Annotated in this window: 24 protein-coding genes and 1 pseudogene; 1 reads left to right on the forward strand and 24 read right to left on the reverse strand. The window is 49.3% G+C overall.

Annotation, left to right across the window (positions count from 1 at the left end; all coding sequences use genetic code 11):
* The 19 genes and pseudogenes from AC4MRN_RS07420 to AC4MRN_RS07510 form a co-directional block, all read right to left on the reverse strand.
* A pseudogene (locus tag AC4MRN_RS07420) lies at nt 1-261 on the reverse strand (hypothetical protein); the annotation flags it as partial.
* Entirely contained in the window at nt 258-1,640 is a 1,383-nt protein-coding gene (locus tag AC4MRN_RS07425) for an AMP-binding protein (protein ID WP_370241398.1), read from the reverse strand. The gene AC4MRN_RS07425 and the pseudogene AC4MRN_RS07420, both read right to left, overlap by 4 nt.
* Nucleotides 1,637-2,401, reverse strand: coding sequence for an SDR family NAD(P)-dependent oxidoreductase (locus AC4MRN_RS07430; protein WP_491202911.1), 765 nt, complete (start codon nt 2,399-2,401; stop codon nt 1,637-1,639). Before AC4MRN_RS07430 ends, AC4MRN_RS07425 begins: the two co-directional genes overlap by 4 nt.
* The gene (locus tag AC4MRN_RS07435; RefSeq protein ID WP_255054269.1) at nt 2,385-2,627 is read right to left on the reverse strand and encodes an acyl carrier protein; all 243 of its coding nucleotides are present in this window, start codon (nt 2,625-2,627) and stop codon (nt 2,385-2,387) included. Before AC4MRN_RS07435 ends, AC4MRN_RS07430 begins: the two co-directional genes overlap by 17 nt.
* A gap of 26 nt (nt 2,628-2,653) precedes the next feature.
* Nucleotides 2,654-3,226, reverse strand: coding sequence for a GNAT family N-acetyltransferase (locus tag AC4MRN_RS07440; RefSeq protein ID WP_491202912.1), 573 nt, complete (start codon nt 3,224-3,226; stop codon nt 2,654-2,656).
* Entirely contained in the window at nt 3,216-4,268 is a 1,053-nt protein-coding gene (pseG, locus tag AC4MRN_RS07445; protein WP_491202913.1) for a UDP-2,4-diacetamido-2,4,6-trideoxy-beta-L-altropyranose hydrolase, read from the reverse strand. The genes AC4MRN_RS07440 and pseG overlap by 11 nt, the downstream gene beginning before the upstream one ends.
* A complete protein-coding gene (pseI, locus tag AC4MRN_RS07450) occupies nt 4,250-5,317 on the reverse strand; it encodes a pseudaminic acid synthase (RefSeq protein ID WP_491202914.1) in 1,068 nt (355 codons plus the stop codon). The genes pseG and pseI overlap by 19 nt, the downstream gene beginning before the upstream one ends.
* 5 nt (nt 5,318-5,322) lie before the next feature.
* Complete coding sequence (pseF, locus tag AC4MRN_RS07455) at nt 5,323-6,012, reverse strand: pseudaminic acid cytidylyltransferase (protein WP_370241872.1); 690 nt, start codon at nt 6,010-6,012, stop codon at nt 5,323-5,325.
* Nucleotides 6,009-7,154, reverse strand: coding sequence for a UDP-4-amino-4,6-dideoxy-N-acetyl-beta-L-altrosamine transaminase (pseC, locus tag AC4MRN_RS07460; RefSeq protein WP_488801421.1), 1,146 nt, complete (start codon nt 7,152-7,154; stop codon nt 6,009-6,011). Before pseC ends, pseF begins: the two co-directional genes overlap by 4 nt.
* Nucleotides 7,151-8,155 carry a UDP-N-acetylglucosamine 4,6-dehydratase (inverting) gene (pseB, locus tag AC4MRN_RS07465; protein ID WP_487964707.1) on the reverse strand — a complete coding sequence of 335 codons (1,005 nt, stop codon included), beginning with the start codon at nt 8,153-8,155 and terminating at the stop codon, nt 7,151-7,153. Before pseB ends, pseC begins: the two co-directional genes overlap by 4 nt.
* A complete protein-coding gene (locus AC4MRN_RS07470; protein ID WP_491202915.1) occupies nt 8,152-11,649 on the reverse strand; it encodes a 6-hydroxymethylpterin diphosphokinase MptE-like protein in 3,498 nt (1,165 codons plus the stop codon). Before AC4MRN_RS07470 ends, pseB begins: the two co-directional genes overlap by 4 nt.
* A gap of 2 nt (nt 11,650-11,651) precedes the next feature.
* Nucleotides 11,652-11,966: a hypothetical protein gene (locus AC4MRN_RS07475; RefSeq protein ID WP_255054150.1), complete on the reverse strand. Its 315-nt coding sequence runs from the start codon at nt 11,964-11,966 to the stop codon at nt 11,652-11,654.
* A complete protein-coding gene (gene fliS, locus AC4MRN_RS07480; RefSeq protein ID WP_370164203.1) occupies nt 11,963-12,391 on the reverse strand; it encodes a flagellar export chaperone FliS in 429 nt (142 codons plus the stop codon). Before fliS ends, AC4MRN_RS07475 begins: the two co-directional genes overlap by 4 nt.
* Nucleotides 12,392-12,412: 21 nt before the next feature.
* Nucleotides 12,413-13,864, reverse strand: a complete 1,452-nt coding sequence (gene fliD / locus AC4MRN_RS07485; protein ID WP_370241864.1) for a flagellar filament capping protein FliD — start codon at nt 13,862-13,864, stop codon at nt 12,413-12,415.
* 9 nt (nt 13,865-13,873) lie between these two features.
* A complete protein-coding gene (locus AC4MRN_RS07490; protein WP_490403480.1) occupies nt 13,874-14,317 on the reverse strand; it encodes a flagellar protein FlaG in 444 nt (147 codons plus the stop codon).
* Nucleotides 14,318-14,415: 98 nt separating this feature from the next.
* Nucleotides 14,416-15,240 carry a flagellin N-terminal helical domain-containing protein gene (locus tag AC4MRN_RS07495; protein ID WP_370241861.1) on the reverse strand — a complete coding sequence of 275 codons (825 nt, stop codon included), beginning with the start codon at nt 15,238-15,240 and terminating at the stop codon, nt 14,416-14,418.
* Between the two features lie 1,114 nt (nt 15,241-16,354).
* Nucleotides 16,355-17,182, reverse strand: coding sequence for a flagellin N-terminal helical domain-containing protein (locus AC4MRN_RS07500; protein ID WP_370241859.1), 828 nt, complete (start codon nt 17,180-17,182; stop codon nt 16,355-16,357).
* Between the two features lie 468 nt (nt 17,183-17,650).
* Nucleotides 17,651-18,478 carry a flagellin N-terminal helical domain-containing protein gene (locus AC4MRN_RS07505; RefSeq protein WP_370241858.1) on the reverse strand — a complete coding sequence of 276 codons (828 nt, stop codon included), beginning with the start codon at nt 18,476-18,478 and terminating at the stop codon, nt 17,651-17,653.
* Between the two features lie 349 nt (nt 18,479-18,827).
* A complete protein-coding gene (locus AC4MRN_RS07510; protein ID WP_370241856.1) occupies nt 18,828-19,652 on the reverse strand; it encodes a flagellin N-terminal helical domain-containing protein in 825 nt (274 codons plus the stop codon).
* A gap of 254 nt (nt 19,653-19,906) precedes the next feature.
* On the opposite strand from AC4MRN_RS07510, the gene AC4MRN_RS07515 reads away from it, so the two are divergent.
* On the forward strand, nt 19,907-20,839 hold the full coding sequence (locus tag AC4MRN_RS07515) for a hypothetical protein (RefSeq protein WP_491202916.1): 933 nt from the start codon (nt 19,907-19,909) through the stop codon (nt 20,837-20,839).
* Here the strand turns inward: AC4MRN_RS07515 and flgL are convergent.
* From flgL to flgH, 5 genes are all read right to left on the reverse strand, one after another.
* A complete protein-coding gene (gene flgL / locus AC4MRN_RS07520; RefSeq protein WP_491202917.1) occupies nt 20,826-22,049 on the reverse strand; it encodes a flagellar hook-associated protein FlgL in 1,224 nt (407 codons plus the stop codon). The two genes, AC4MRN_RS07515 and flgL, sit on opposite strands and share 14 nt — an antisense overlap.
* Before the next feature lie 5 nt (nt 22,050-22,054).
* Entirely contained in the window at nt 22,055-24,187 is a 2,133-nt protein-coding gene (gene flgK, locus AC4MRN_RS07525) for a flagellar hook-associated protein FlgK (protein WP_491202918.1), read from the reverse strand.
* Nucleotides 24,188-24,212: 25 nt separating this feature from the next.
* Nucleotides 24,213-25,166, reverse strand: a complete 954-nt coding sequence (flgJ, locus tag AC4MRN_RS07530) for a flagellar assembly peptidoglycan hydrolase FlgJ (protein ID WP_475069841.1) — start codon at nt 25,164-25,166, stop codon at nt 24,213-24,215.
* Complete coding sequence (locus tag AC4MRN_RS07535; RefSeq protein WP_370240188.1) at nt 25,166-26,275, reverse strand: flagellar basal body P-ring protein FlgI; 1,110 nt, start codon at nt 26,273-26,275, stop codon at nt 25,166-25,168. The genes flgJ and AC4MRN_RS07535 overlap by 1 nt, the downstream gene beginning before the upstream one ends.
* 9 nt (nt 26,276-26,284) lie before the next feature.
* Nucleotides 26,285-26,926 (reverse strand): flagellar basal body L-ring protein FlgH (gene flgH / locus AC4MRN_RS07540; RefSeq protein WP_491202919.1); only part of this gene is annotated, 642 nt, incomplete at its 5' end.

A 26,926-nucleotide genomic window follows, 5' to 3' on the forward strand; every position in this document is an offset into this window, starting at 1 on the left:
AACACTTTTTAAGGCAAATTGTTTAAACAACCGAACGGCAAGAAACGGGAACTCGGTCATTGATGTCGCCGTTGAGAAATGATGAAACAACCGGCGATAATGGTCGCTCCGTTCCACATGCAACGTGTGCAAACGCAGCAGCAAAGGCAGCAGCAGCGCTTCTTTCTCAGTCTGGGTAAGCTCGTACACCGGCGCATTGAACAGTTCGGCAAACGCCTGCTCGTAATCGTTTAGCAATGCATCATCGGGTTGCGTTGTCATGCATTCTCTCCGAGCAGCATTGCCATCAGCGACGAGTAATCGGTTTTACCGTTATTCAATAGTGGGAAGCTCGCCACTTGGCATATTTTAACACCGGAAGCCGGTAACTGAATCAGGGCTTTTTGCAGTGTTTCTACCGCTTCTGCATCGCCTTCTGTGCAGGCAATAAGCAGTTTATTGTCTTGACCACAACACTTCACAACCAGATTTTGTTCCGCAAACAGTTGCTCAATGGCGTCCAGATTTACCCTTTCGCCAAATACCTTCAACATGCGCTTTTTACGCCCAACAATGGTGTAATCACCGTCTGCATCCACTTGGGCGAGATCTCCGGTTTTCAGCCAGGCCGAGGGCGAAAAGGCAGACAATGCAGCCGCCGACTCAGCATAACCAAGCATAATATTTTCGCCCCTGTAACACAGTTCACCCGGCGTATCGACGGCATAAATGGGCGCGTCATCGTCGTCCAGCAACATAAATTCGCCACCGGGAATTGCTTTGCCTATGCAACCGGGTTTACGTGCTATGTTGCCGGGCTCAACAAAAGCCATTCTGGCTGTGGCTTCGGTTTGTCCGTACATCACAAAAAACTGTTTGTGGTGCAGCTTCGCATAGTCAGCGAGCTGCAAAATGAATTGGCTGGCTAGTTTGCCCCCCGCCTGAGTAAAGTACCTCAGTGCGGGTAATTCCATACGGTTGAAACGCATGCGCAGCAGCATTTCATAAAATGACGGTACGCCGGCCAGAGACGTAACCGGGGTGTCTTTCAGGATCTGCCAAAACGCCTTGTCGAACACACTTGCTTCGGTAAAACGGCATTGGGCGCCCTTGGCCAGGTGCGTATTTAGCACCGACAAACCGTAGGAATAACTCAGTGGCAAGGTTGCCAGTGTGATATCACTTTCCTCGATGGGAAGATAGTCCAAAATCGCATTGCAGTTACTAAGGATATTGTGTTGAGACAGCGCAACACATTTCCCTGCGCCCGTGCTACCCGATGTGGAAAGCAATACGCTAAGGCGTGGGTCGGTGTTAACTCCTGTTGCCGACAATACGGTGATTGCTTCTTCAGACACACGCAGATTGGCGTTATAGCGATTGGCGTATTCGTTTACCAAAGCGTCTGGTGTGGCGGGATGTAACAGCATGACTACCCAGTCAAGCGCCAATAGCGCCAGGTAGTTCACTACACTTTCAATACTGTTGTGGGCGTGCAAAATCACCACAGGCCGGGCAATGCTGACGTGTTTTTGCAGTATTTCTGCCCGTTGTAACACCGCTTGGTGGAGTGCCCGGTAGGCCATCGAGCGTTGATCATCGCTAAGCGCAATGCGCTCACTGTTTCGATGCGATTCGATGAAGGGCACGACTAACGTCATGGGCAAAACAACCCGTCTACCGGTAACACATGTCCGGAAGTGTACGATGCCTGAGGCGATAGCAAATAGAACACGGCATCCGCAACTTCTTCAGCCGTCCCCGCCCGATGCTGAGCAATACGCGCAGTGACTTTGTTCTTTGCTTCTGCGTCATAATGCTCGGTAAGGGGGGTGTCAATAAACCCTGGCGCTACCGCATTGACTCGAATGCCAATAGGCGCGAGTTCTTTGGCTAACGACTTGGTTGCGCCAGTAAGCGCGGCTTTGCTGGCGGCATAGGCACTCATGCCACTGCTTCCCTGTTCACCTACCTGCGACACCATGTTAACGATACTGCCGCGACGCAACCGACTCATTAATCTGCCAGCCAGTTGCATGTGCTGGTACGGGGCAAGAAAATTCACGTTCAATTGCTGCTTCAGCTTATCCATGCTGGTTACTGACAACGGGGCTTCCAGCATAATCCCCGCGTTGTTTACCAGACCGTATAACGGCGGCGCAACGCCATCTGAGACCAGGCGCTGTAGCTGGCGAAACGTCTCTTTTACGGCTGACTCATCGGTGACATCATAGTTAAAACCATGCAATGCTTTGCCATAGGTGGCTTCCATTGCGTCAAGCTCGGCCTGATCACGGCCACCAGCAAAAACGGTAGCGCCAGCCTGAATGCACCGTGCAACAATTGCCCGGCCTAGCCCACCCGTTGCGCCAGTCACCAGTACAGACGCTTGATGGAGAGGTTGATTATCCGAAACTGACATCGTACTTTTGTAAAATAAGTTTTGCCTGGGCAACCGAACTCATATCAATAATGTCATCGGTATCCAGCATCACATCGAACACATTCTCTAACTCTGCAATCAGGATCATATGTGCCGTGGAGTCCCACTCCGGAATAGTGTTATAGGTCAGTTCATCAGTGACCGTGTCTGCACTGATCCCCAGTGCCGTCGTAAAGGCCTGAGCCAGTTTTTGTTGGTTATCCACGTTAACCTCATTGTTCATTATATTCATTACTTTCGATGACGAGACAGAAACTGTTTTATTGGCGCGGTGTGCTGTTGGTAATCCGCCTGCGTTAACTCAAGCTCACAATACTCACCTTGTTTGGTTACCGCGTAACCCAGCTTCTGATTATACGATAGCGCCGCCTGGTTCGTCTGTTTTACCACGGCCCGAAAGCACGTTGTTCCCAACGCGTCAAAGCAATAGTCATACATTGCCAGTGTGGGTGCAAACGCAATGAGATTTCCCTGATAACGGGGTTCACCGATATACAAACCCGGTTCGAGGATCTCAGCATCAAATACTGATTTTCCCGTTTGCAATGACTTTACGTTGGTAACGCCAATAGGCTGCTCTCTGAAACTTACCATCCAGTGCAACTGTTTCGGATCGTATTGCATCCGCTGGAACCAGGCGTGTTGTTGTTCTTCACTGATGATATCCTGCGACAACATTTGCGCGCGAATATCGTCGCGGTTGCGCCATGTGCGAATCAGGGGCTGATCGGCCAGTGTAACCGGCGTCAAGGTTACCTGATAATCAGAGAGTACTATGGTATTGACCACTTTTTCAGCTAACATTTGCCGGCTCCAGCCTGGCAATGCAGCTCAATAGTTCCAGTGCGCCCTGGGTTTCAGCATGCGCCTGCGCCTTTTGATGCATAGTGGCCAATTCAGCGTCATTCTCCCACAGTGACACAATGCGCGAAACCAGTGCGGTGAGATCGGGCTTACCCCGGGCGTCCCAACTTTCACACCAACCTTGCGTAGCCGCCTGCTGAGTTGCATTTATCTGATTGTTTGCCACGACCAGCAACACCGAAGGCGTGAGGCAAGCCGCTAATTCGAACTGACTTCCCCCGGCTGCCGCTATTGCCAGACGAGCGTTATTCCACAAATCAGCCATATCCTGACAGTTGTGGACATGTTGAATGGCGCTTTGGCTACTGGCAATAACCGTTTGTAGCGCTTCGAGCTGTTGATAACCAGGGCCCGTTACCACACGTATGGGGGCATCCGGTAAGGCGTCTGCGATTGCTTTTAGTAAAGGAACCGTGAGTCCGACTGGGTCGCTTCCGCCCATATTGATGGTCAGACTGACGCGTTGCACAATTGGCAACGGCATCGTTACGCTAAATTCCCGGCGCAATAAACGATAGCGGCTCCCCAGACACAATAATGCGGTTGGATTGGCTTGCTGATAGGCAGAATGCAGGTGTTCTCCGGCAGGGTTGCAAATCAGCGCAACACGTTCAAAACCGGGCTGCATGATATCATCCAGCAAAACCACCGGCGTTTCTCCGTCACACAGTGAGTGGATAAACCCTTCACTAAACGTATATCCGTCGACTACAACTGCAATGGTGTGTGCCTGGGCAGCTTCTTTGTGTACTGCAACAAGGCGAGCTTGCTCATCCTGCGTTACGCCGACCAACCTGCCGCACCAGTCGTGGCGCGACAGACACAGCGCTTTTGCCGCGTCATCCACCACAAAAACACTGTCTACGCCTTGCACTTCAGCTTCCTGAGCCAGTGCTAAACAGCGCATCAGATGGCCGATACCGGTTTCAGCATTACCCGCAACACAAAACACCAATTGCGCCATTAGCCAATATGCTCCCATTTCAGCGCGGTGCCTTTAGGCAGCGCTGTTTTAGCCGTTTTCTGTTGTACGCTGTCCCAATGCGCGGGGGCCAGTCCAAACGCTGGCCGTACAATTTTCAGGTTGTGCGGGCCCAAGGCCTCGCCAGCCTTGATATCCTGACTCACGTAAATCGAACGTCGGTATTGCTTGGCTTTGTCTTCAGCCTGAGTACCGCCATAGCACACGCCGCCCAGTGCCTGCCAGGCACGTTCCGTTTCGGTGACCAGGCTTTTTAATTCGTGGGGTTCCAGTGAGAATGCCGCATCTACGCCACCGCCATTGCGGTCGAGGACGAAATGTTTCTCAACCACAGTTGCCCCTAACGCCACCGAGGCTACCGCCGCGCCAATACCACCAGTGTGATCGCTTAGGCCAACCTGCACCCCAAAAGCCTGTTGCAAATGAGGAATGGTATTTAAGTTGGTATTAATCGGATCGGCCGGATAGGTACTGGTGCATTTTAATAAAATGATCTGTTCACACCCCGCTTCGCGAGCGGTGCTTACAGCCTGTTCGATTTCACCTAAACTGGCCATGCCGGTAGACATGATAAGGGGCTTGCCCTTACTGGCAGCGCGGCGTACTAACGGCATATCGGTCAATTCAAACGACGCAATTTTAAAGCAAGGCACGTTTAATTCATCAAGAAAGTCCACGGCCTGCTCGTCAAACGGCGAGCTGAAGGCAAGCATGCCAAGCTCATTGGCGTAGTCAAATAGCGGCTTGTGCCACTCATAGGGCGTGCTGGCTTTCTGATACAAACTGTAAAGACTGGCACCGTACCACAGGCTGTCTTTCTCACCGATCACAAAGTCTTCGCTTTGTACGTCCAGCGTCATGCTGTCTGCGGTATAAGTTTGTAATTTAATGGCGTGGGCACCGGCCTCTGCAGCGGCCTTAATCATGGCCCGGGCGGTGTCGATAGACTGGTTGTGGTTGCCACTGAGTTCAGCAATGATAAACGGTGATGTACCCGACCCTATTTCGCGATCGCCGATGAATACAGGCGCTATTGTTGATTTTACCATGACCTTTACCCCGCCACATAAGCACGATACATCAGTTCTGCACGCTCCCAGTCTTCAGGTGTATCGATATCCTGAACCAGGTGTCGGGGCAACACCACGGGAATACTGTGTGGTGCAAACATGGGTTGATTCGACAGATAAGCCTGCGTGGTTCCCCAGTAAAATTGGCCTGCGTCGTGATAACACTCTTCCAGGTCCTGCGAGCGCTTGGTCATTTGTGAATGATCCAACGGTTCCACGCCCTCGCCTTTTAACCGGATAGCGCGTTGGATAGGGAAAGGAAAGGTGGTCACCGAGAACGCAAAGTGTTTATCTGTCGCCTGACTCAGGCGCTGGTAACCTTCGATCAATTTCTGCGCTTGTAAAAACGGCGCCGTCGCATAGATACAACAAACATGCTCGACCTGCTGCACCGATTGCTGATAGGTCTCGATAGCGTGTTGAACAACCGGGAATGTGCCTACAATATCGTTCGACAAAGACTCCGGACGCTTGATGATCTGTGTCGCGCCATAGTCACGGGCAACTTGGGCAATATCATCAGAGTCTGTCGACACAACAATATCGTCAAATAACCCCGACGCGTTTGCCGCAGCCAGTGAGTAAGCGATAAGCGGCTTACCAGCAAAAGTTTTAATATTTTTCCCGCTAATGCGTTTACTGCCTCCACGGGCAGGAATGACGGCAATCTTCACACCAGGACCTCTTTCAGCTGTTGAATAACCTCATTTTGGTTATCGGCAGAAAGTCCGGGATATAAAGGTAAAGTCAGCGCCCGGTTGTAATAGGCTTCTGATTGCGGGAACTGCCCACGCTTAAAACCCAACTGTTGATAATATGGGTGCCAGTGTATAGGAATGTAATGCACGTTAACCCCAATGCCTCGCGCCCTTAAAGCGTTAAACACGTCGGTGCGGTCATGTGCGGTCAGCTCAACCATATACAGGTGCCATGCGCCGTTAGCGTCAGGTTGAGGCAATATGAGCGGTAAATCGGCCAGTGCCTGGTGATAATTTTCAGCCAGCGCTCGCCGACGGGCGATAAATTCGTCTATATGCGCCAATTGAGAGCGTCCGAGTGCTGCATGCAGATCGCTTAACCGGTAGTTATACCCCAACTCAAACTGGGCGTAGAACCAGGGCTCATCGGCGTGTTCGTCGCCCAGCATGCCGGGCTCACGCGTAATGCCGTGACTGGCGTAGCGACGTAACAGTGCCGCCAGCTCATCGTCGTTCGTTAATACTGCGCCGCCTTCAGCGCTGGTAATCGACTTAACCGGATGAAAACTCAGTACGGTCATTGCGGAGTACTTACAGGCACCGACTTTATGGCCCTGAGGATCACTGGCACCCAATGCATGGGCAGCGTCTTCTATCAGGGTAATATTGAAAGGCTCTGTAATCGCCGCTATTGCAGCCATGTCATTGCTGCTACCGGTAAAATGCACCACCACAATCACTTTAGGCAGGGTATGCTCCGCTGCAGCCAGATGCAGTTTATCGACCAAGGCAGACACGTTAAGGTTACGCGTGTGTGGATCGATGTCCACAAAATCGACCGAAGCACCGCAATAACGGGCACAATTTGCTGAAGCCGCGAATGAAATGGGTACTGTCCACACAGTATCTCCAGGTGTAACGCCTGCGGCAAGGCAGGCAATATGCAATCCGGAGGTTCCACTGTTCACCGCTACCGCCGATTGTGCTCCGGTGTAACGGCACAACTCCTGCTCAAACAACGGCACCTGACTGCCCTGAGTCAGAAACTGGTTTTTCAGCACATCAACAACAGCGTCGATGTCTTGCTCTAACAGGGTGTGTTTGCCGTATGGGATCATAGCGTTTGCCGGTCCAGTTCCTGTAATTCTTCAATAGTCAGAAAGTGAGGATTGGTGCCAGAATGATATTCGAATTTATCTGCCGCAGGCGTGCCGGTTTCATTCAGGCGGTTTTTCCGGTAATCCACATTTTTATCGAAAAACGTAATTGCCGGCGCAATGACATAGTGGTCGTCAAACTCAATGGTATGGTGCGCCATTTCTTCCGGCACCATCACTTCGTGCAACTTTTCACCCGGGCGAATACCGACTAATTCGTAATCACTGCTGCCACTCATGGCTTCGACTAAATCGGTGATACGAATCGACGGAATCTTCGGAACGAAAATCTCTCCCCCCTGCATGCGCGAAAAGTTTTTCACCACGAATTCCACACCTTCATCGAGCGTGATCCAAAAACGGGTCATTTCGGCATGGGTTACCGGCAGTTTTGTGCGCCCCTCTGCTAATAATTGACGGAAGAAAGGCACCACGGAACCGCGAGAGCCAACGACATTGCCGTAGCGTACCACGGAAAAACGCGGCCCGGTTGCCCCCGAGATGTTATTGGCAGCAACAAACAGCTTGTCAGACGCCAACTTGGTTGCACCGTAGAGGTTTACCGGGTTGGCAGCTTTGTCTGTCGACAGTGCGATGACCCGGGCAACATTGTTCGCCATCGCGGCATCTATCACGTTCTGCGCTCCGTTGATATTGGTTTTAATGCACTCATTGGGGTTATATTCTGCAGCGGGCACCTGTTTAAGTGCGGCAGCATGCACCACGTAATCAACATCCTTCATGGCAATCTTCATACGCTCGTTGTCGCGTACATCACCAATAAAATACCGCATGCAGGGCGCATTGAACTGCTGTTGCATTTCAAATTGCTTTAGTTCATCCCGCGAATATATGATCACCTTCTTAGGCGACGCGTTCGCCAGCAGATAGCTTACAAACCGCTTACCAAATGAACCTGTACCACCTGTGATCAGGATAGTGCGATTGTCGAATACGCTCATAGTGTCACCGCCAATGCGTTAAATTTACTTATTTTAAATCGCTTTATTTCCGTTATCTCATCAGCGGTGTGCCAGAACTGCACAATGTCTGCGTCGTCGATAGGATGACTTATAAAGCGCGCGCGCGTGCCTTCACCAAACGTTAACTCATTAACGTCGATGGGGGAATCAGCAAAGCCGATAAAGTTACCACAATCATAAGCAATTAAATGCTTAATTAATTCAATATCATAGTATCTTTCTACCTGATCGGTCTCAGCCAGAATCAATTTCGGCAAAAACAATTTGAACTGGCGTGAGCCGGTTACTGCAATACTGGCCATAAATGCTCGGTGAACATCCTGGCAATTGGGTGAATCGTTGGGTATGCGGAAATCGCCGGGTAGATACAATACGGGCATTGTAAGTGGTTGCGACCAGGCAAACTCAAAGACTTCTTCGTCACTGATAATTGCGATAGCAGGCTCATCAGTTTGAACTGGCAAGCGCTTTTCATTCATCCAGTGTAATGAATACCGCTTTGTGCCAGTTGTGTTGTTGATTGCTTTTTCTACTTGCAAGACGCCAAGCGCGTCGGCCATTGCAGCAGCCTGATCGTCGCTTGCGTTTATGTTCTTGTAAGCGAACTCATCATGCTGGTTGCTGAGCGCCATGAAGAGTCGGCGACGTTCCATTTCGAAACTCGAAATGAAGTCGAACCCAGCGTTATCGAATTCGGCAATACTGGCAATGTTTAAGAGCAGATCCAGCCACAGTGCTTTTAGTTCATTGAAAGCACTGAGCATGTCGTCGTCATCACTCACGCTGCACGCCTTTATGAGCGCACTGTTTACGAAATTCATTGTGCCATTAAGGTAGTAGAACAGTAGTGACTTACGTCGGAGAAGAGAATCCACCAGATAATTACGCTGACGATCTGCAAACGATTCCGCCGCTGAGCGATCCTCAACCGGTTCTTCAACTAACGTAATCAACGCTTTAAGCTCACTCACCAGAACCAGTGGGTCATAGCGGTCACGCCAACGCGTAACAAAACTTTGCCGGTCAATATCAGTAAAACAGGTATTGCGTATGTGCGTTAACGCCGCTTGTTTAGCTGATTCGTCATTCAAGACAATAATATTGTCTTTTCGCAGCGGCTCAGCGCCATTAATTTTGGCCCCGTCATTCAAATTATAGACCGCGGCCTGCTTGGGCAACGTTTGCTCAAGGACCCGTTTTGAAACGCGAAATTCATATTTGGTTCTCACCGTGGCCCGAAAGTTTCCTTCGGTCACTATGCTGGTGTCATTGTCTTCCTGGTAGCTGTATCGCTCTTCGCCTTTCTCTGTGTAATATCCTGACGACTTCGAATGGTGATATTCCGGATCAACAAACCCCATATCTACACCTAGCAAATACCATTGCTGCATGCCCAGTGAACGGCAGAAGTTTGCAACAAAATTGGTGACTGTCGGGTAAGCATGGCTAACAATCTCAAACGGATGCTGTTTGCCGAACAGTTCTGTCAGGGATACCGTAGAAGACTCGCCTTCTTTCAACACCAGCAAAACATCTTTGTACAGTCCGCATGTGTCAGGGTGAATACCATTGCAGCTTATCAGGGTGATCTGCTTCAGGTAGTCCAAATCACCGATCCTGACAGCCCAGTCAAATGTGGAACGATTCGCTTCAATTTCAGCATGGAAGTCTGGTTTTATACCGTGGCGATGTAACGTCTGGAGCGCTGTTCCGCAACTAATCACAATTGCGCTGTGCTGGTGCTCTTTGATTGTACTGATTAACCCATCCAGTGAGGGGCCGTTGCCGACAATAAACACCGGCGTGTTTTTATGGTCCCAACTCAACAGTTTATCGGCACGTTTTTTCAGGTAAGGAATGCCCTGCTCCACGCTCCAGGTTGTGTGCGCCACACCGTATTTCGCGTGATCGAAAAAATCGCCCATCGCAACAATGACTTTTAACTGTTCACGCAATTGCACTATCGCGTTTGTCAGCAGCGCATTGTGGTAACTCTGGAAAAAATAGGAATTCGCCAGCACATAAGGGCCAATAGAATGAAACTGCGTCAGTAAATCTTCGATGATATTGCTACCATCGTCGCCCACATTGATATAAATACGCGCATTCAAGTCGTCGAAGCGGTTCAGGATCCCGTCCCAATCGATAGCGAATAAAGAGGCGTAGAAATAATCCCGATTCGGTTCACACACAAACAGTTTTTCAATGTTGTGAGTGTTGGAAAGTGTCTCAAGCTGATAACCCACGCCAAGACCAAACATAATCATGCATCGGATAGTTTCAGGTAAGTTACTTTTAGAGCCTTCCAGATTGTCGAGGATCTTCTCGGCCTTATTTACCATCTGGTAATGCAAATAGGGCTTCAGTTTTTTCCCCCGGTACCCAAGTACCAGACCGTCTTTGTTGGGACGCTCAGAAAACGCATCGACCGTAATTTCACAGTCATCTTTAGGACTATCGCTGTAAAACGGGATGGCGTTTGGCCGGTAAAACACATTGACCTCACCACGGGCATTGCCCAATGGCATCCACTTCACCGGTTCGTAGTCACTGAATTCTTTGTAAAGCGCCGGCAAGAAATGTTTAAACGCTTGCAGGTTTTTCTCGAAACGTGCGTGGTCGAGATAATCCTTACGCCATTGTTCGTCTTCAACAACGTGTGTCCATGGCGAGACGTAATCGGTAATTGCTAACTGAGATGCGTGTTTTGGCAACCATTTACACAACTCAGGCCAACTGAGTTTACAACTCGCTTCTTCCAACTGATTAAAGATTGGATCGTTGTAGTGACGGTATAAAAACACCTCATCCACCTCAACATTTGCAGCCAGTTCCTGTAAATCATCGGTAAATCTGGAACCATCCTGTTCAAGCTGCAAATACAGCGCTGTCCCTTTCTTGCTTGCAGTATTCAGGATTTGCTTCCAGGACGTAGCCGACAGCGAACAGCGAAAATAAGCAAACTCCGGTTCGTAAACGATAAGGTGTTTAATAGAAAAGCGTTCGATTAATTCGGCGATGTGGTAACCAAGGCCGATACCAAACACCACCATCACGTTAATATTGGGAGGAAGCGGCTGGTTGTTGGCGCGATGAGTGTCTACCGGACTGTCGACACCCTTAAGTATTTCCGCGTCGTTTCGCGTACTTTCACCGTGTTCGGCTAACGATATTTTGACAGGATGGCGCACATACGACGCTAACTGCCTGTCAATCTCCTGACGCGGGTGCAAACCATACAATACGCCTCCGGCCCGGTAATCGAATATATTTAATTCACCGGCCCGGTTACAAAATATCGACGCATTTCTGCTTTGATTGGTTCGAATCTGCTGATAAACAGTAGGGATAACATGTTGAAATGAAATAGAATTATCCAGCACCCGCCGGTTAATCTCGGGAGCGGTAGATTGCTCTATAGCATGTTGCAGAGCTTCGTCCTGCTCTACGTGTAGCTGTATGTCTTTTAGCATACCTATTTATACTTTTTAATTGCGGCCTGACTTCGAATAAAGCGACTAACATCATCTTTAGCAGACTTTAGCAAGGATTGCGCCATCCCCTTAAGTTCATTATTGACGACCAACTCCAGTTCGGCAAATTTCTTCACAAATTCAGTGTCCTCGCTGGCGAGGATACCTTGGATGAGGACATCGCGCTCCGTTATCAGCGCATTAAAAAGCTCAAAGCCCGATGGTTCATCGGGCTTTGCAATACATTCACAAATTTTGGCGTTTAACGCCCGAAGGTTATCGGGCGTTAACTCATGATTCAGATTGTTTTCGCTCACACAGCTTCACGTTTCTGACGCTGGGCTTCAAAGGCTTCCTGCTTAGCCGTCTCAGGAATTTGTAACCAAGCGTCTCGAATGGGTGTTAACAGGTTAGTCACTTCATCGAGCATCTGCAAGCTGTTCTTAGCATGGGCTTCATTTAGTTTTTCTATCATAAAGTCATACAGCGCATACAAATTTTCTGCCGTCTCTCCGCCGACTTCTAAATCCAGCGTGTCGCGCAGGTTCATAAGAATTGCCGATACACGCGATATCAACTGTGCCTTTTGCTCAAATTCCCGTCGCTCCATTGCGCCTTTTGCATAAGCGATGCGGTCCAATGCGCCTTGCATCAGCATCAGTGTCAGTTTGTGTGGATCTGCATTAGCAATGTCTTGTTTAAGATTGCCTTTTCGATATGCATTGATGCCAGTAAGTGCCATGTTAACTCCTATACACTAGCGTTAACCAAGTGCAGCCAGTAAAGCAGAACCTGTTTGATTCAGCTTTGCGACGGTTTGGTCAAGGTTAAGGTATTTATCTCGCAGAATCTGCTCGTAATTCGTCATGCGTAGTTCGAAACGTTCGCGGTCATCATTCAGTTGATCGCGATCATCTTTAGCGGAACGTTCACGCAAACTAATTAATCCACTGAACGAAGTGTACTCTTTAGTGATTTCATAAAGACGCGTGGCGATACCCTGGTTTTCGTCTGTAAATAACTTTGCGATTTCGTCGAAGTTATCGTCAAGTGCATCTTGCAAACGCTCCTGACCCGAACCCAGCCCGAAATCGAGACTACCGATTTCTAATTTGCCGTCAGAGTCCAGCTCTACACCCAGCGAAAACAGACTGCCCAATGACGAAGAATCAACGCTCGAACCAACAATGCTGGCCAGTGAACTACTGATCCCTCGAAGCAATGAATCACCTGCCAGCGCGCCATCTTCTTCGAGCTCTGATTCACCGTAGCGAGTCAGTGTTTTAATCTCGTCGATGATTTTGTTGTAGTTGTCTACAAAATCCCGGATTTTCGACTCAAGACCGTCACGATCGTAACCAATCTCCAGCGTAGACGTCATTCGGGTTATCCCGTCGGTATCCAGAGGTGAAATTTTCGTCGCTTCAAAAGACACGTTTTGAATGGTGTTTTCAAAGTTGTTTGTTTCACTCTCAACCGCAATACCATCAATGGTCGCTTTGGCATTCGCCGCCGATTTAACGGCACTCAGATACGTTGCGGTTTCGGTAGAATCGGTTGTTGTCAGTTTATCGAGTTCAGCCCGATCACCGTCGTTCACAATCTTAAGGTCGTTCCCGGCCCCAGTTGTTGTAGAGGTAAACACGAGTTTTGCTCCACCGGCGGCAGTACCTGTGTCAATGATGTTCGCGTTCACACCGAAGTTATCGCTGTGGTCGTTAATTGCCTCACGCAACTGCGCCAGCGTCATATTTTGAGTCACACTCACGGTAAAGCTGTCGCCAGTGTTGTCAATTTTGAACGTCATGGTGGCAGGACCTGCGGCGTCGGTTAATACCGCATCGGAACTACCGGCATAGTCGGCGTCTGCGGTTTCAATACGACTTCCTGAAGCCAACTGGGTAACCGCGATTTCATAAGACCCGCGCAATGCAGAGTTGGCCGCTTCAGCGGTAAATATTTCAGAATCTTCCGATGGATGGGTAATGGTTGGCTCACGGCCGTTGATGTCGGAATCACGGCGCATTTCATCGAGCGTATCCTTGAAGTCTGACAATTTCGATTTAATTTGGCCCAGCGCCGAGATCTCAGCTTCTATTTGCTCTTCTTTTGCATTCAGGCGCTCCTCTTTGGGCGCGCGTTCAGCGTCGAGCAATTGCGAGACCAGGTCGTCAAGCGCAAGCCCGGAACCAACACCTAACGATTGAATTGTCATGATTCACCTCTACACTTCTTTGTTTAAAAGTACCCCCACGCTACTTCCGATGTCTTGCTGGAGATCTTTTATGCGTTCCGCTAACCTCAACACTTCATCTGATGGTATTTGTCTGATTACATCACCTGATGAAGAATCTTTAACCGTTACCACAGACCGCTTGGTATCGTCGTCGATAGAAAATGCAAGATTGCGGTTTTGTACCTGCAAAAATGACTGAATTTCCTCGACTGCAATGTCCAGGTCCTGGCTACGCCCCTCTCTTTGAAAGTTATCGGCAGAATCTGAATTAGCTTGAATATCTTCTGCTGAAGGCGTGCTATTTTTTTCCAGGTTTTGCTGTTCGACGTTAACCTCAGGACGTACCTGTTCTAACGACTTATCAGTCTGCAACTCGTTTGAGTTCTTAACACCAGCAAAATTCTGGCCAATTTGTGACGTTGAAATTTCCACAATTAACCCCCTGATTACAAACGCCAAAACGGGCCTGCTAAAAGCAGATGCCCGTTTACTCTATATATGCTTTACCGGAGTGTGTCCGGTTAGCTACCTTAGCCCAGCAGCGATAACGCTGTCTGTGGACGCTGGTTAGCCTGACTCAGCACAGAAACAGACGCCTGCTGAATAATCTGGTTTCGAGTTAATTCGGCAGTTTCTGCAGCAAAGTCAGTATCACGAATACGTGAACGTGCGCCTGACAGGTTTTCAGCAACACTGCTCAAGTTACGAATAGTCGATTGGAAACGGTTTTGCAAGGCACCTAACGATGCACGTTGTGCTCCGATAGCTGAAATTGCGTTATCGACTGCAGTCAGTGCTGACGTAGCGCCAGTTACAGATGATACTGAAACAGACCCAACCCCCAGACCTGATGCGCCAAAGCCACCTGAACGAGACAGGTTTACACCAATTGTTTGACCACCGTTTGCACCGACGAGGAACGCAGCAGAAAAACCACCTTTCAACAAATCAACACCAGCGAACTGGGTATCTGTAGATACACGAGAAATTTCTGCAACCAATGCTGTTACTTCTTGTTGCAGTGCAACACGGTCAGCGGAGCTGTTGATACCGTTCTGAGACTGAACCGCCAACTGACGAATACGCTGTAAGCTGGTCGTTACTTCTGACAGTGCACCTTCCGCCGTTTGCGTTAACGAAATAGCATCGTTAGCGTTACGTACGGCTTGGTTCAAACCCTGAACCTGCGTAGTCAGACGATCTGAGATTTGCAGACCCGCTGCGTCATCAGCAGCACTGTTGATACGGAAACCTGACGACAAGCGCTCAAATGATGTACTTAGTTTATTACTGACATCGAATAACTGACGCTGCGCATTCAGGGCCGAGACGTTTGTATTTACATATAAAGACATTATCTAACCTCCTGGGGTTTCAGCTAGTTGAATTCAGCGAATTCTGCTAAACTGAAACCTTACGTACCTGATTCAGCGGACTGATATCCAGCTAAACCACCTCATATTTGTAGCGCCCTCCGGCAACTACGCAATTCATAGAATGAATTACCCCTCAACTATAGGTATCGACCATTCCTTGAGTTTCTTTAGTTTTTTTTCTCACTTTTTTTAAATTATTTTTAAACCGTTGTTTTGTAACAGTTTTAATCTTTTTTTTTATAACCTAACACACTAAAGCGCTTAAAATGCCGGTACAAAAATGCGCAATTAGCGTTGAAACGCTATCGCGAAATGTTTTGTTAAATGAGCGGATGCGCCAAAACAACGTTGCTGGACGTCAGCGTGACCTGTCTGTTCTTTTTGTTCTGTTGGCGCTTATTCAGCACACCACGTTTAAGCAATTGGTGGTTCGACATCGCCGATCCGACTATCAGCCAGGTAAAATTATCAATGCACTTACAAGGAAGCTTGATGCTGGGTAAATATTCAATGGGTGTGGGAACGATAAAGTAATTAAAAAAGTGCTTGCTGAGACAGTAAGTAATTCAATTAGCGGCAATAAATCACCAGCTCATATTTGCCATGTGGCAATGCCTGTTCATTAGCAGTGATAAATGTAGTACTCAGTCATCGTGATAGTAACCGGATGTTTGGCGTATTTTTCTGCTCAAAGTGTACTAGTGATTGCCTGAAAAAAGCCGCCAGTCATGCGAAGCAACAGCGTATGGACAGAAACAGACGCAGAAAAAGTAAAAATATTAACGCGTCAAAAAAACGTTGGCACAGGATTTGTATAATAGAAATCTGTAAGTTGACTGGTGATGATTCGGCGATAAGAATAAAAAAGGCCGGGTCTAAAAGGCGACCCGGCCAACTTGCTCACGTTAGGAGTTTGAGCAAATTCGGTTTCTGCTGGCTGGCAGGATTAGTAGAAATATACTGGCCTCTCAACCTTAAATTCTACACTCTCAGTTCTGTTAGTCGGCGTTTTCTTCCCTTTATTGGTGGCCTTTCGGCCGCCATCCTTGGCTGGGGTTGGCCTCTCAGTTCCACCCTCTCTTTGTATTCAAGTTTAGCCTAATAACGACAATGCTGCCTGCGGTCGTTGGTTAGCCTGTGAAAGCACAGTTGTACTTGCTTGCTGGATAATCTGCCAGCGGGTAAGTTGTGCCGTTTCGGTGGCAAAATCTGTATCTCTGATGCGAGATCTTGCCGCTGAGACGTTTTCAGAAATACTGCTAAGGTTTCGAATCGTTGATTGGAAACGGTTTTGAATAGCACCGAGATCCGCGCGTTTCGCATCGATAATAGAGATTGCTGAATCGATGGTAGTTAACGCTGCTGAAGCGCCAGAAGCTGATACCACCGTTAAATCTGTTCCGTTGGTAAGACCCGAAAACCCGTAGCCACCATTACGCGAAATATTAACGCTAATAGTTTGACCGGCATTTGCCCCCACCAGGAAGGCCGCTGAATAGCCACCTGTCAGAATATCGACACCACCGAACTGTGTTGTGGTAGCGACTCGTGAAATCTCAGATTTAAGCGCAGACACTTCTTTTTGCAGTGCAAGGCGGTCAGACGACGAGTTAATACCGTTTTGAGACTGAATGGCCAATACCCGGATACGTTGCAAAGCGGTAGTAATTTCTGCCATTGCACCTTCGGCGGTTTGCGCCAGAGAAATCCCGTCATTTGCGTTACGTACTGCTTGATCCAGGCCCATTATCTGGCTGGTCATCCGGTCTGAGATTTGCAAACCCGCTGCATCGTCCGCCGCAGAGTTAATGCGAAAGCCCGAGGATAAACGCTGAAACGCGGTATCCAGACCATTTGAAGAGGTAAACAGTTGTCGGCGTGCATTTAACGACGACACATTGGTGTTAACGTATAGACTCATGGATTTCTCCTAACAGTTAAAGTAAGCGTTGTATTTTTTGTTGTTATCAACGCAGTTTAAAATTCACTTCAACGTGTTGGCACAGCCTATGCATTATCTTTTGCGTCAGTGATAAAAAACTGACGCTTTGCTTGGCAAATGCCTGGTTAAGCAGCGCTAAACTGAGCAAAAGCTCTTGCTGGCGGCAGGTATGATGTTCAGACCTCATACCTCTCACTACCTCCTGGCTTCATTCCTGTCAGTCGGCAGCTTAGCTCAACACACAAAACCCACTGGTTTTGTCATTTAGCTTTAACCAAATACCACGTTGTCTTGCAAATACACTCTACTCACCGGTCGATTGCAGTCTGCCCCCACATATTGCAACTCGACCGTTTTTCTTATTTTCTACTCATCGTTATTCGATTATCGACTGCAGTCTGCCCCCGCATTTTTACAGTCTTGAGCATCATCATGCGTTCACTCTGATTATTGCAGTAGCTGCAATGCCGCTTGTGGACGTTGATTTGCCTGGCTAAGTACCGTAGTACTCGCCTGCTGGATAATCTGCCAGCGTGTCAGTTCTGCCGTTTCGGTGGCAAAATCTGTATCCCGAATCCGTGACCGTGCAGCCGACGCATTCTCGGAAATATTACTTAAGTTTCTGATAGTTGACTGAAAACGGTTTTGTACCGCACCCAGGTCTGCCCGCTTGGCATCGATGGCGGAAATGGCCGAGTCGATGATAGGAAGCGTTGCTGAAGCTTGCGCCGCAGTCAGAACACTGGCGTCAGAACCGTTTGTCAGACCAGAGAAGCCGTAGCCCCCTGTCCGGGACAGGTTAAAGCTAATAAATTGACCGGCCTGCGCACCCACCAGGAATGCGGTAGAAAAAGTGCCTGTCAAAATATCGCCACCAGCAAACTGTGAAGTTGCCGCAATACGACTAATTTCCAGTTTCAGTGCTGATACTTCTTTTTGAAGTGCTAAGCGGTCTGCAGACGTGTTAATACCGTTTTGTGCCTGGATAGCCAGAACACGGATACGTTGCAGTGCAGTGGTGATTTCTTGCATAGCGCCTTCAGCGACCTGAGCAAGAGAAATACCGTCATTGGCATTACGAACAGCCTGATCAAGACCCATGATTTGAGACGTGATCCGATCTGATATTTGCAATCCAGCCGCGTCATCTTTGGCGCTGTTAATCCGGAAACCGGAAGACAAACGCTCAAAAGCGGTACTCAAATGCAAATTTGAGGTAAATAGTTGCCGCTGAGCATTCAGCGACGACACATTCGTGCTAACATATAAGCTCATTTTTTAATCTCCTAACGATTTTGTATTACCCAGGTTTTTATTGTTTTTGTTAACCTGGTTTGGTCGATCATGTTGTTATTATTGGGGCGATCAACCTGGCACTTTTGCGTATTTATTATTTTTGTTCGCAGTGCCTTTGTAATAGTTATCGTGCAGGCAGGAGAAATCCTTTAGCCTTTTTTTACTAAATTTTTTTAAGCTTATTTTTCAGTTAGTTAGAATCAATAAAGCGCCGGACTTTCGTCCGGCTTTTGCTCTTTTTGAAGAGAGTGAGCTTACTCTCTGCTGTCAGGTGGATACCTGGTTCACTACCTCCTGGCCCCATTCCCTGACTTAGGAATCATCTCGATTAACCTAATAACTGCAACGCACTTTGCGGACGCTGATTCGCCTGCGACAGTACCGTGGTACTTGCCTGCTGAATAATCTGGTTACGCGTCAGAGCAGCGGTTTCTGCAGCGAAGTCGGTATCTTTGATACGCGAACGTGCGCCAGAAACGTTTTCAGAAATGTTACTCAGGTTACGAATAGTAGACTGGAAGCGGTTTTGCAATGCACCTAACTGAGCGCGCTGAGCACCAATTGCAGAGATTGCAGCGTCTACCGCAGTCAGCGCTGATGTTGCAGCAGCGAACGACGATACCGACACTGTACCTACGCCCAGACCCGATGCGCCGAAGCCACCAGAACGAGACAGGTTTACAGAGATGGTTTGGCCGCCATTGGCGCCTACCAGGAAGTTTGCAGAGTAACCGCCGGTCAGAATATCTAGTCCACCGAACTGGGTATCGGTTGAAATACGCGACAACTCAGCAACCAGCGCTGTAACTTCCTGCTGAAGCGCTACGCGGTCTGCAGACGAGTTAATGCCGTTTTGTGACTGTACCGCAAGCTGACGGATACGCTGCAATGCGTTTGTCGTCTCAGACAAAGCACCTTCAGCAGTTTGCGTTAATGAAATGGCGTCGTTGGCATTTCGTACGGCTTGGTTCAGACCTTGGATCTGAGAAGTCATACGATCGGTAATTTGAAGACCTGCCGCATCGTCAGACGCACGGTTAATGCGGAATCCTGATGACAGACGCTCGAAAGACGTGCTCAAAGCATTAGAAACATCGAACAACTGGCGTTGCGCGTTTATTGCAGACACGTTGGTATTGACGTACAAAGACATAAGTCTCTCCTACACTCTCAATCCAGCTAGAGCTGGCTGCCGGGATCTCCGGCGTTACATTGTATTAGTAGTCATCAAAACCTGAGGGGTAATTGATGAACTGGCTCTCTCAAGTCCTTTATCGACATTGTTGAAATTCCCTTTAATAAAATTTTTAAAAAAACTTTTGTGGCTATCGGGTGGCGTTATACTGAGGAGGAGATGAAACAGGTGGACTTGTTCGCGGTAATACGGTTTATATGCCAGGTGTAAATGTGAAAATTCAATTAGATAACGTCAAGCGGATCTGTCACGGATTCACCCACAATGCGTTTGGCGACACAGTAATATTTAACGATCATATTTTTATTTGCTATCGCGCTGGCTGCGACCATATGTCGGAAGATGGACGTGTCATTGTCTTGCAATGCTCACTGACGGGCAAACGGATATCTCAATCAACGTTGCATTTACCCAATACTGATCTGCGGGACCCGCATTTTTGCCTCGATGGTAAGACGCTGCGATTACTTGCACACACCCGCTATATTCCGTCGAACCCGAAAGCCGAAACAGTTAGCTGGTTTTCCAATGGCAATAATGTCTGGTCTGGCGTTCATTTTCCTGGCCCAAGAGGTTGGTGGCTTTGGCGCGCACAAGTACACAAAGGTCGCAGTTGGGGAATCGGCTATTTACGGCAAGCCAACCAGTTAAATCTGTACAGTGGACAGTTGCGAGGCCGCATGGAAATTGTCTCTGAAGCCATCCTTTCTCAACAAAAACACGGTCTGGGTTATCCAAACGAGAGTGATTTACGCTTTACCTCCGATAGCACCCTGGTGACTGTCGTCCGCCGTGATGCCGACAGTTTTACCGCCCAACTCGGCATTAGTAAGCCGCCCTACCGTCGTTGGCAGTGGAAAGATCTGGGTGTGTATATTGGCGGGCCGGCCATGCTGCTGATTGATGATGAGTCAGCACTGGTGGCAGGGCGATACTGGGACGGAAAAACACTGCACACCCGATTATGGCTGTTAGACACGGTTACAGGCAAACTTACTACGCTCAGCGTGTTGCCAAGCGGAGGTGACAACGGTTACCCCGGCCTTGCAATTCATGACAACACATTACTCATGAGTTACTACTCGTCGCATGTCGACAACCAAAGCCGCATGTACCTGGCCACATTCAAAATCAGAGGTAGTTAAACAGACTCAAGTTGGAAATTTTAGGGAAAGTCGACAGCGCAGCAGTTAGTGCAGCTTCCTGCTTAGCAAACTCGGCAGACGCTTCGGCATAATCAACGTCCTGAATGGCAGAACGTGCGTCTTTGGTTGCCACTTCTAAATCCAGATTGGTTTCATACACGGATTCTGCGACGTTCAGTCTTGCACCTATCGATGATACTTCGAAGCCGATCTTCTCAAGTGCATTATCGATACCGACCAAGGCATCGCTCAGCCCTTCGCGGAAGTCTTCATCGCTGACGTTTTCGTTATCCAGAATCCCTTCCAGTTCATGCAGCGTTTGCGCAATATTTTTCTTTTCCGGCGCATCTAACTGGAAGTTAAGCGTTGACCCGGTTGTGCCGGTTAAGGTGAAATCAATACCCGCAAAGGTAAACGGCTCACCACTGCTGTAGCCTTGTGTCGCCACAACATTACCGGTACCGGTGTTGGTGATCTGCACCTGCGTAGGTGAAATAACACTAACCTGATAGTTGTTGTTAGCCGCGTTTATCGGGTCATAGTTATTGCGATAGAATTTATCGAAATCGCCCTGTCCCGCCACCAGCGCATAATCCACAGTCATACCGGACGTACCGGTAATGGAAAAATTGCGGCGCGCCGCAACATCTTCGAAAACAGATTGCCCGGAAGCGCTGCTGCGAATGGTTACACTACTCGACAGTTGGACTTCGTTAGTACCGCTGTCACCCTGAAACGTATAGGCATTGCCCGCTGACCCAGGGTTAAACACAAACGGCTGAGTTTCAGACTGATAGCCAGCAAAGTAATAGTCACCATCGGCGTTTTGCGAATTCATCAGATCAAAGACTTCGTCTTTAATTTGGGCAATTTCCGACGCCAGTGCTTTGCGGTCTGCATCAGACAGCAATCCGTCACCGGCTTGCAGCGCCAGCACCCGCGCGCGATTCATGGTATCGGTCATGTTGCGCAGTATGGATTCCTGCTGCGCCAGCGAACCGGTCACCAGATCGTTATTGCGTTGAAATTGTGTCAGGCTGTCCAACTCTTCCGTCATGCGGATAACCTTGGCGGCGCCCACCGGATCATCAGACGGTTTATTAATTCGCTTGCCAGAAGACAGTGCCAGCTGCGTATCCGCCAGTCCGGCCTGATTATCCATAATCGCGCGGATATTCTGATCGTAAAGCTGATTGGTCGTAATACGCATAGTGACTACCTAACTGAAGACAAAATGGTGTTAAATAATTCTTGAGCGGTAGACAGGATACGCGCCGCCGCCGCATAAGACTGCTGATAGCGCACCAGATTAGCCGCCTCTTCATCCAGACTCACGCCTGACACCGAATCAAACCAGTCCGTTGACTGCACTTTCATGGCTTCTGCCGCCTGCAATGCAATACTGGCAGAAGACGCATCCTCTCCCACCCGGCTGACCAGGGTTGAGTAGCTCTCATGCAAGGTGCGTGGTTGACTCACACTGTTGGTGCTGAGCTTGGTTAAGCCTTGCTTTTGCAGGCTGGCCAATGACAAGGCGTTAGTATTGTCGTAGCTACCGTCAGTATTGTAGCTTATGGTGAAGCTGTCACCGGCTACCGGCTTCCCTTGCAAACTAAAATCATAACCCGGATAGTCGTTAAGTGCAGAAAATGACGCAGGCCAAGCCGGGACACCTGACGCTTCGGCCTGAGCCAGCAGATCCGTGTAGTCTGTTACACCACTCACACTGGTAATAACGTTGGCCGGGTTTTCACCGTCCAGCACGTTAAAGCTGGTTTCCGAGGTAAAAACAATTTGTACCGGTGCCCCCACAGTTGCACTGGGTGATCCAGCCAGACCGTGAATACCGCCAGCGCCATCAAAGGCTGACGCATCTGCACCTAAGGCAGCGTCTACTTCGGTATTGGTGACTTTCGTTGCAACAACTTCGGCATCGCCAAGGTTGCCATTGTTCACGTCGACGCGAATCGGACTGGCGAAGGCCAAATCTTCCGGGCGCGTCGTAGCCATTTCAATATCTGTTGCGCTGTATTTTACCGGCTGAAATAAAAACTCATTGCCAACGCTGTAGCCCGATGCTGACTGAAACTGAATTTCGATACCACCGGGAAGTTCAGTAAAACCGCCCGTAACCGCAATACCGCTAAAACTGACGGGTTGATTATTTTCGTCCGTTTTGGGACTGCCATCTGCATTCAGTAATTCAACAGACACTTGTGAAGGCACGCCGCCAGACACAGCGGTTACCGTTACCCGGATATCCGCGTCAGTCACTTCACTCCCCTGACCGGGTGTAAACTGCCCTGAAACCCGCAAGGTGTCAGGGGTGCCTGTATAAGGCAGTCCGGTTAATTCTGGCAAGGTGAAGATATCGCCACCCAACTGGAAGTCGAGGTCCATACCCAGCCGGTTCTGGCTGTTAACCGCATCCGCAAAGGCCACGGCCAACTGGCCGATATCGCGTTGCGCCGGCCCTAACACTTCATCACGGTAACGGAATAAGCCGCCCAGAGAACCGCCCAGATCGTCTTCGGTAATACGGATATTGGTATTAGCTTTGGCGCCCTTGAACGTGGTGCCTAACTGTAGCTGTTTGTACATCACATCGGCGCTGTCGGTGAGCTCAAACAAATTAAAGCTACCGTCTTCCAGCACCAGTGATTCACCGCTGGTTAAATTTACCAGCAGCGACCCGCTGGCATTGCTGCTCTCGCGGATCTCGATAGACATCAGTTCGGCGAGTTCATTTATGGCATTGTCGCGTTCATTCAACAGTGCAGTAGGTTCACCGCCGGTGTGATTACCCTTCACCACCAGAATGGCTTTGTTTAAATCACCGATTGTCTGAATCAGGCTGTTGGAACGATTCACCATACTTTCGAATTCAAGGTTGAGCTCGTCTTCCTTGTAATTCATAAAATCAGCAATGGAACTCATGCGGCGCAACATGGCATCGCCCTGACTCAACACCAAATCGCGTGAAGCCAGATTGGTCGGGTCATCCGCTGCGGTCTGAATAGAGGCAAAGAACTCACTTAAGCCCGTAGACAGCGAATTCGCCTCATTGGCCAGTAAGTTATCGATGGCTTCTGTTTTGTTGTAGTAGGTTTGCCATTCGCCAACCTGGGTGATATCCCGACGCATTTGATTTTGCGCAAATTTATCAATGATCCGTTCGGTGGTCGCTTTGCCCACACCGCCTAATAATTCATTGGTAAACACCGTCCGTTCGCGAACGTAACCTTCGGAGTTAACATTGGCAATGTTATTACTGGTGGTGGCTAACAGACGGCTACTGGCATTAACACCACTGGTCGCAATGGAGTACAGATCCACATTACTGCTCATAGGCTAGCCTCCCGAATCACCGACTTCATGGTAAATAGTTCCGGAACTGATCGCTGTTCAACACTGACATAATCTTGTCTGCATACTGTGGATCCGTCGCGTAGCCAGCTTGTTGTAAAGCATTAAAGTAAGCTTTGGGATCATTGGCCTGCTCTACGGCGCCTTTGTAGCGGTCCTGATCACGAATGAAATCAACGTAATCACCTAAACCTTGTTCCAGTGATTCATAACTGCGGAAAGCCGCTTTTTGCTGCCGTGCAACCGTGCCATCAAACTCAACGGTGTCTACCGTGGCCGCTTCGCCTTTCCACTGACTGTTGGCTTTAATACCAAACAGATTATTCGAACTGTTACCTTTACTGTCGTGAATGACATATTGGCCCCAGCCGGTCTCAACCGCCGCTTGTGCAATGAGCGCTTCAGGTGCAACACCCAGTTTTTCGGCTGCTTTTGACGCTACCGGATACAGGGCTTCCACAAATGCCGCCGGGTTGTCGAACGCCGCGGCTTTAAACGCTTGCTGTACGGCTTCTTCTGAAACCGACTCTGCCAGCGCCTGTGCCTCTTCGACCTGGGTTCGATTTTGCCAGTTAAGTGACGATAAATTGCCGTCGTTGCGCAACACGCTGGCCGGCATAAACTGGCCTTTTTCGGGTTGACCTAACTGCTGAACAATCAGATCCGCCAGTCCCAGGCCACCACCGCTGGACATGTCCGCCGCCATTTGCTGGTCGTGCATGTCACGGTAAAATTTCATTTGCTCAGAATTAAACGGGCTGTCTTCATCGGCCATGGCATCCTGTGCTTTACGCATAGACTTCAGCATCATTTGCACGAAAATCGCCTCGAACTGCTGCGCAGCTTCTTTCAGCACATCTTTGTCGTCGCTGTATACCGCTTCTTTGAGGCGGTTAATACTCGACATATCGTGTACGTTACGGGCGTTTTCCAGTGTTGTTTTGCTGTTGAGTAAGTCCATTAGATCACCACCAGCTCACCCTGTAACGCGCCTGCCTGACGCAAGGCTTCGAGTATTGCCATCAGGTCACCTGGCGCGGCGCCAACTTCGTTCACGGCGCGAACCAATTGATCCAGTGTTACACCCGGCTCAAACTTAAACATTCGGCTGTCGGCCATATTCACATCGATGATGGATTGTGTGGTCACCACCGTATCGCCATCAGCCAGGGCATTAGGTTGAGATACCTGTTGATTCTCGCTAATCGTTACCGTAAGACCACCGTGCGTAATAGCAGCGGGTAGTAAGCGCACATCACGCCCAATAACAATGGTGCCGGTGCGGCTATTTACCACCACACGGGCTGGCGCGTCGGCGGGCGTAAACTCAAAGTTCTCCAGTGTTGCCAGAAAGCCAACTCGTTGACCCGGATCGCGTGGTGCAGTCACGCGCACAGACGCCGCATCCAGTGGTTCAGCAATGGCGTAGCCTTTTTCTGGTTGGGCACCAAACCGCTCGTTAATAGTGTCTGCCAACGCTTTGGCTGTTGAAAAGTCCGGGTAGTTAAGGTTCAGAGTTAAACTGTCGCCGGCAGCAAAGCCACTCGGTACAGCGCGTTCAACTAATGCGCCATTAGCAATGCGCCCTACCGTTGGGGTATTAACAATAATGCGCGAACCGTCGCCGCCCTGAGCGCCAAAGCCGCTAACGACCAGGCTGCCTTGTGCAACCGCATAAATATTGCCGTCGACGCCTTTCAGGAAGGTTTGTAGCAGCGTACCGCCTTGTAAGCTGCTCGCCTCACCAATGGACGATACCGTAACGTCAATAGTTTGACCTGGCTTGGTAAATGGCGGCAGTTCGGCGTGTACCGCGACAGCGGCAACGTTTTTAATTTTAGGTTTGGTATTCGGGTCCAGGCTGATGCCAAAATTGCTCAGCATTGTACGGAAGCTCTGCTCGGTAAACGGACTTTGTTCACCGGTACCAGGTAAACCCACTACCAGCCCGTAGCCAATTAACTGGTTGCTTCGTACGCCCTGAATACTGGCTACATCTTTGATGCGCTGGGCAAATACCTGGTGGCTGAACAGGGCAAAGCTAAGTAATAAACACGTGAATAATCGCATAGGACCTCCTTACATCGGCCACCATTCAGAGGAGAAGAACTTGGTTAACCAACCCTTTTCCTGTGAACGGGCGAAACTGCCGGTACCACTGTACTGGATCCGCGCATTGGCAATTTTGGTAGACACAATTTCATTCGCCGGCGAAATATCGGCCGGCCGAATAATGCCGGTCAGGCGAATGTATTCGTCACCGTGATTCAGGGTGAGCCACTTTTCGCCGCGGATCACCAGATTCTGATTAGCGAGCACATCAACAACCGTAACCGAAATACTGCCGTTCAAACTGTTGCTTTGGTTCGCTTGGGCGTCGCCGGTAAATTCATTTGACGAACTAACACCCAACTGAATCGACTCGGGTCCAATATTGATAGCATTGCCACCTAGTCCGGTGATGGGCTGTAAATCGACGCCGGTTTCTTTTGACGTGGTTGTCCCCGCCGACTTGGATGCCGCCGTATTTTCACTCAGCGTCACGGTAATAATGTCACCGACACGGCGGGCGGTAACGTCGGAATACAGACTGTTTGCCATATAAGGGCGAAACAAGCCACCGTCTTCAACGATGTGCTCGCGCGGGATATCCGGGATAACAGGTGCAAACGACGGGTCGTTTGCCTGCACGTGATCTGCCGCTGTGCTGGCACAGCCGCT

The sequence above is a fragment of the Marisediminitalea sp. genome (genome assembly GCF_984433645.1).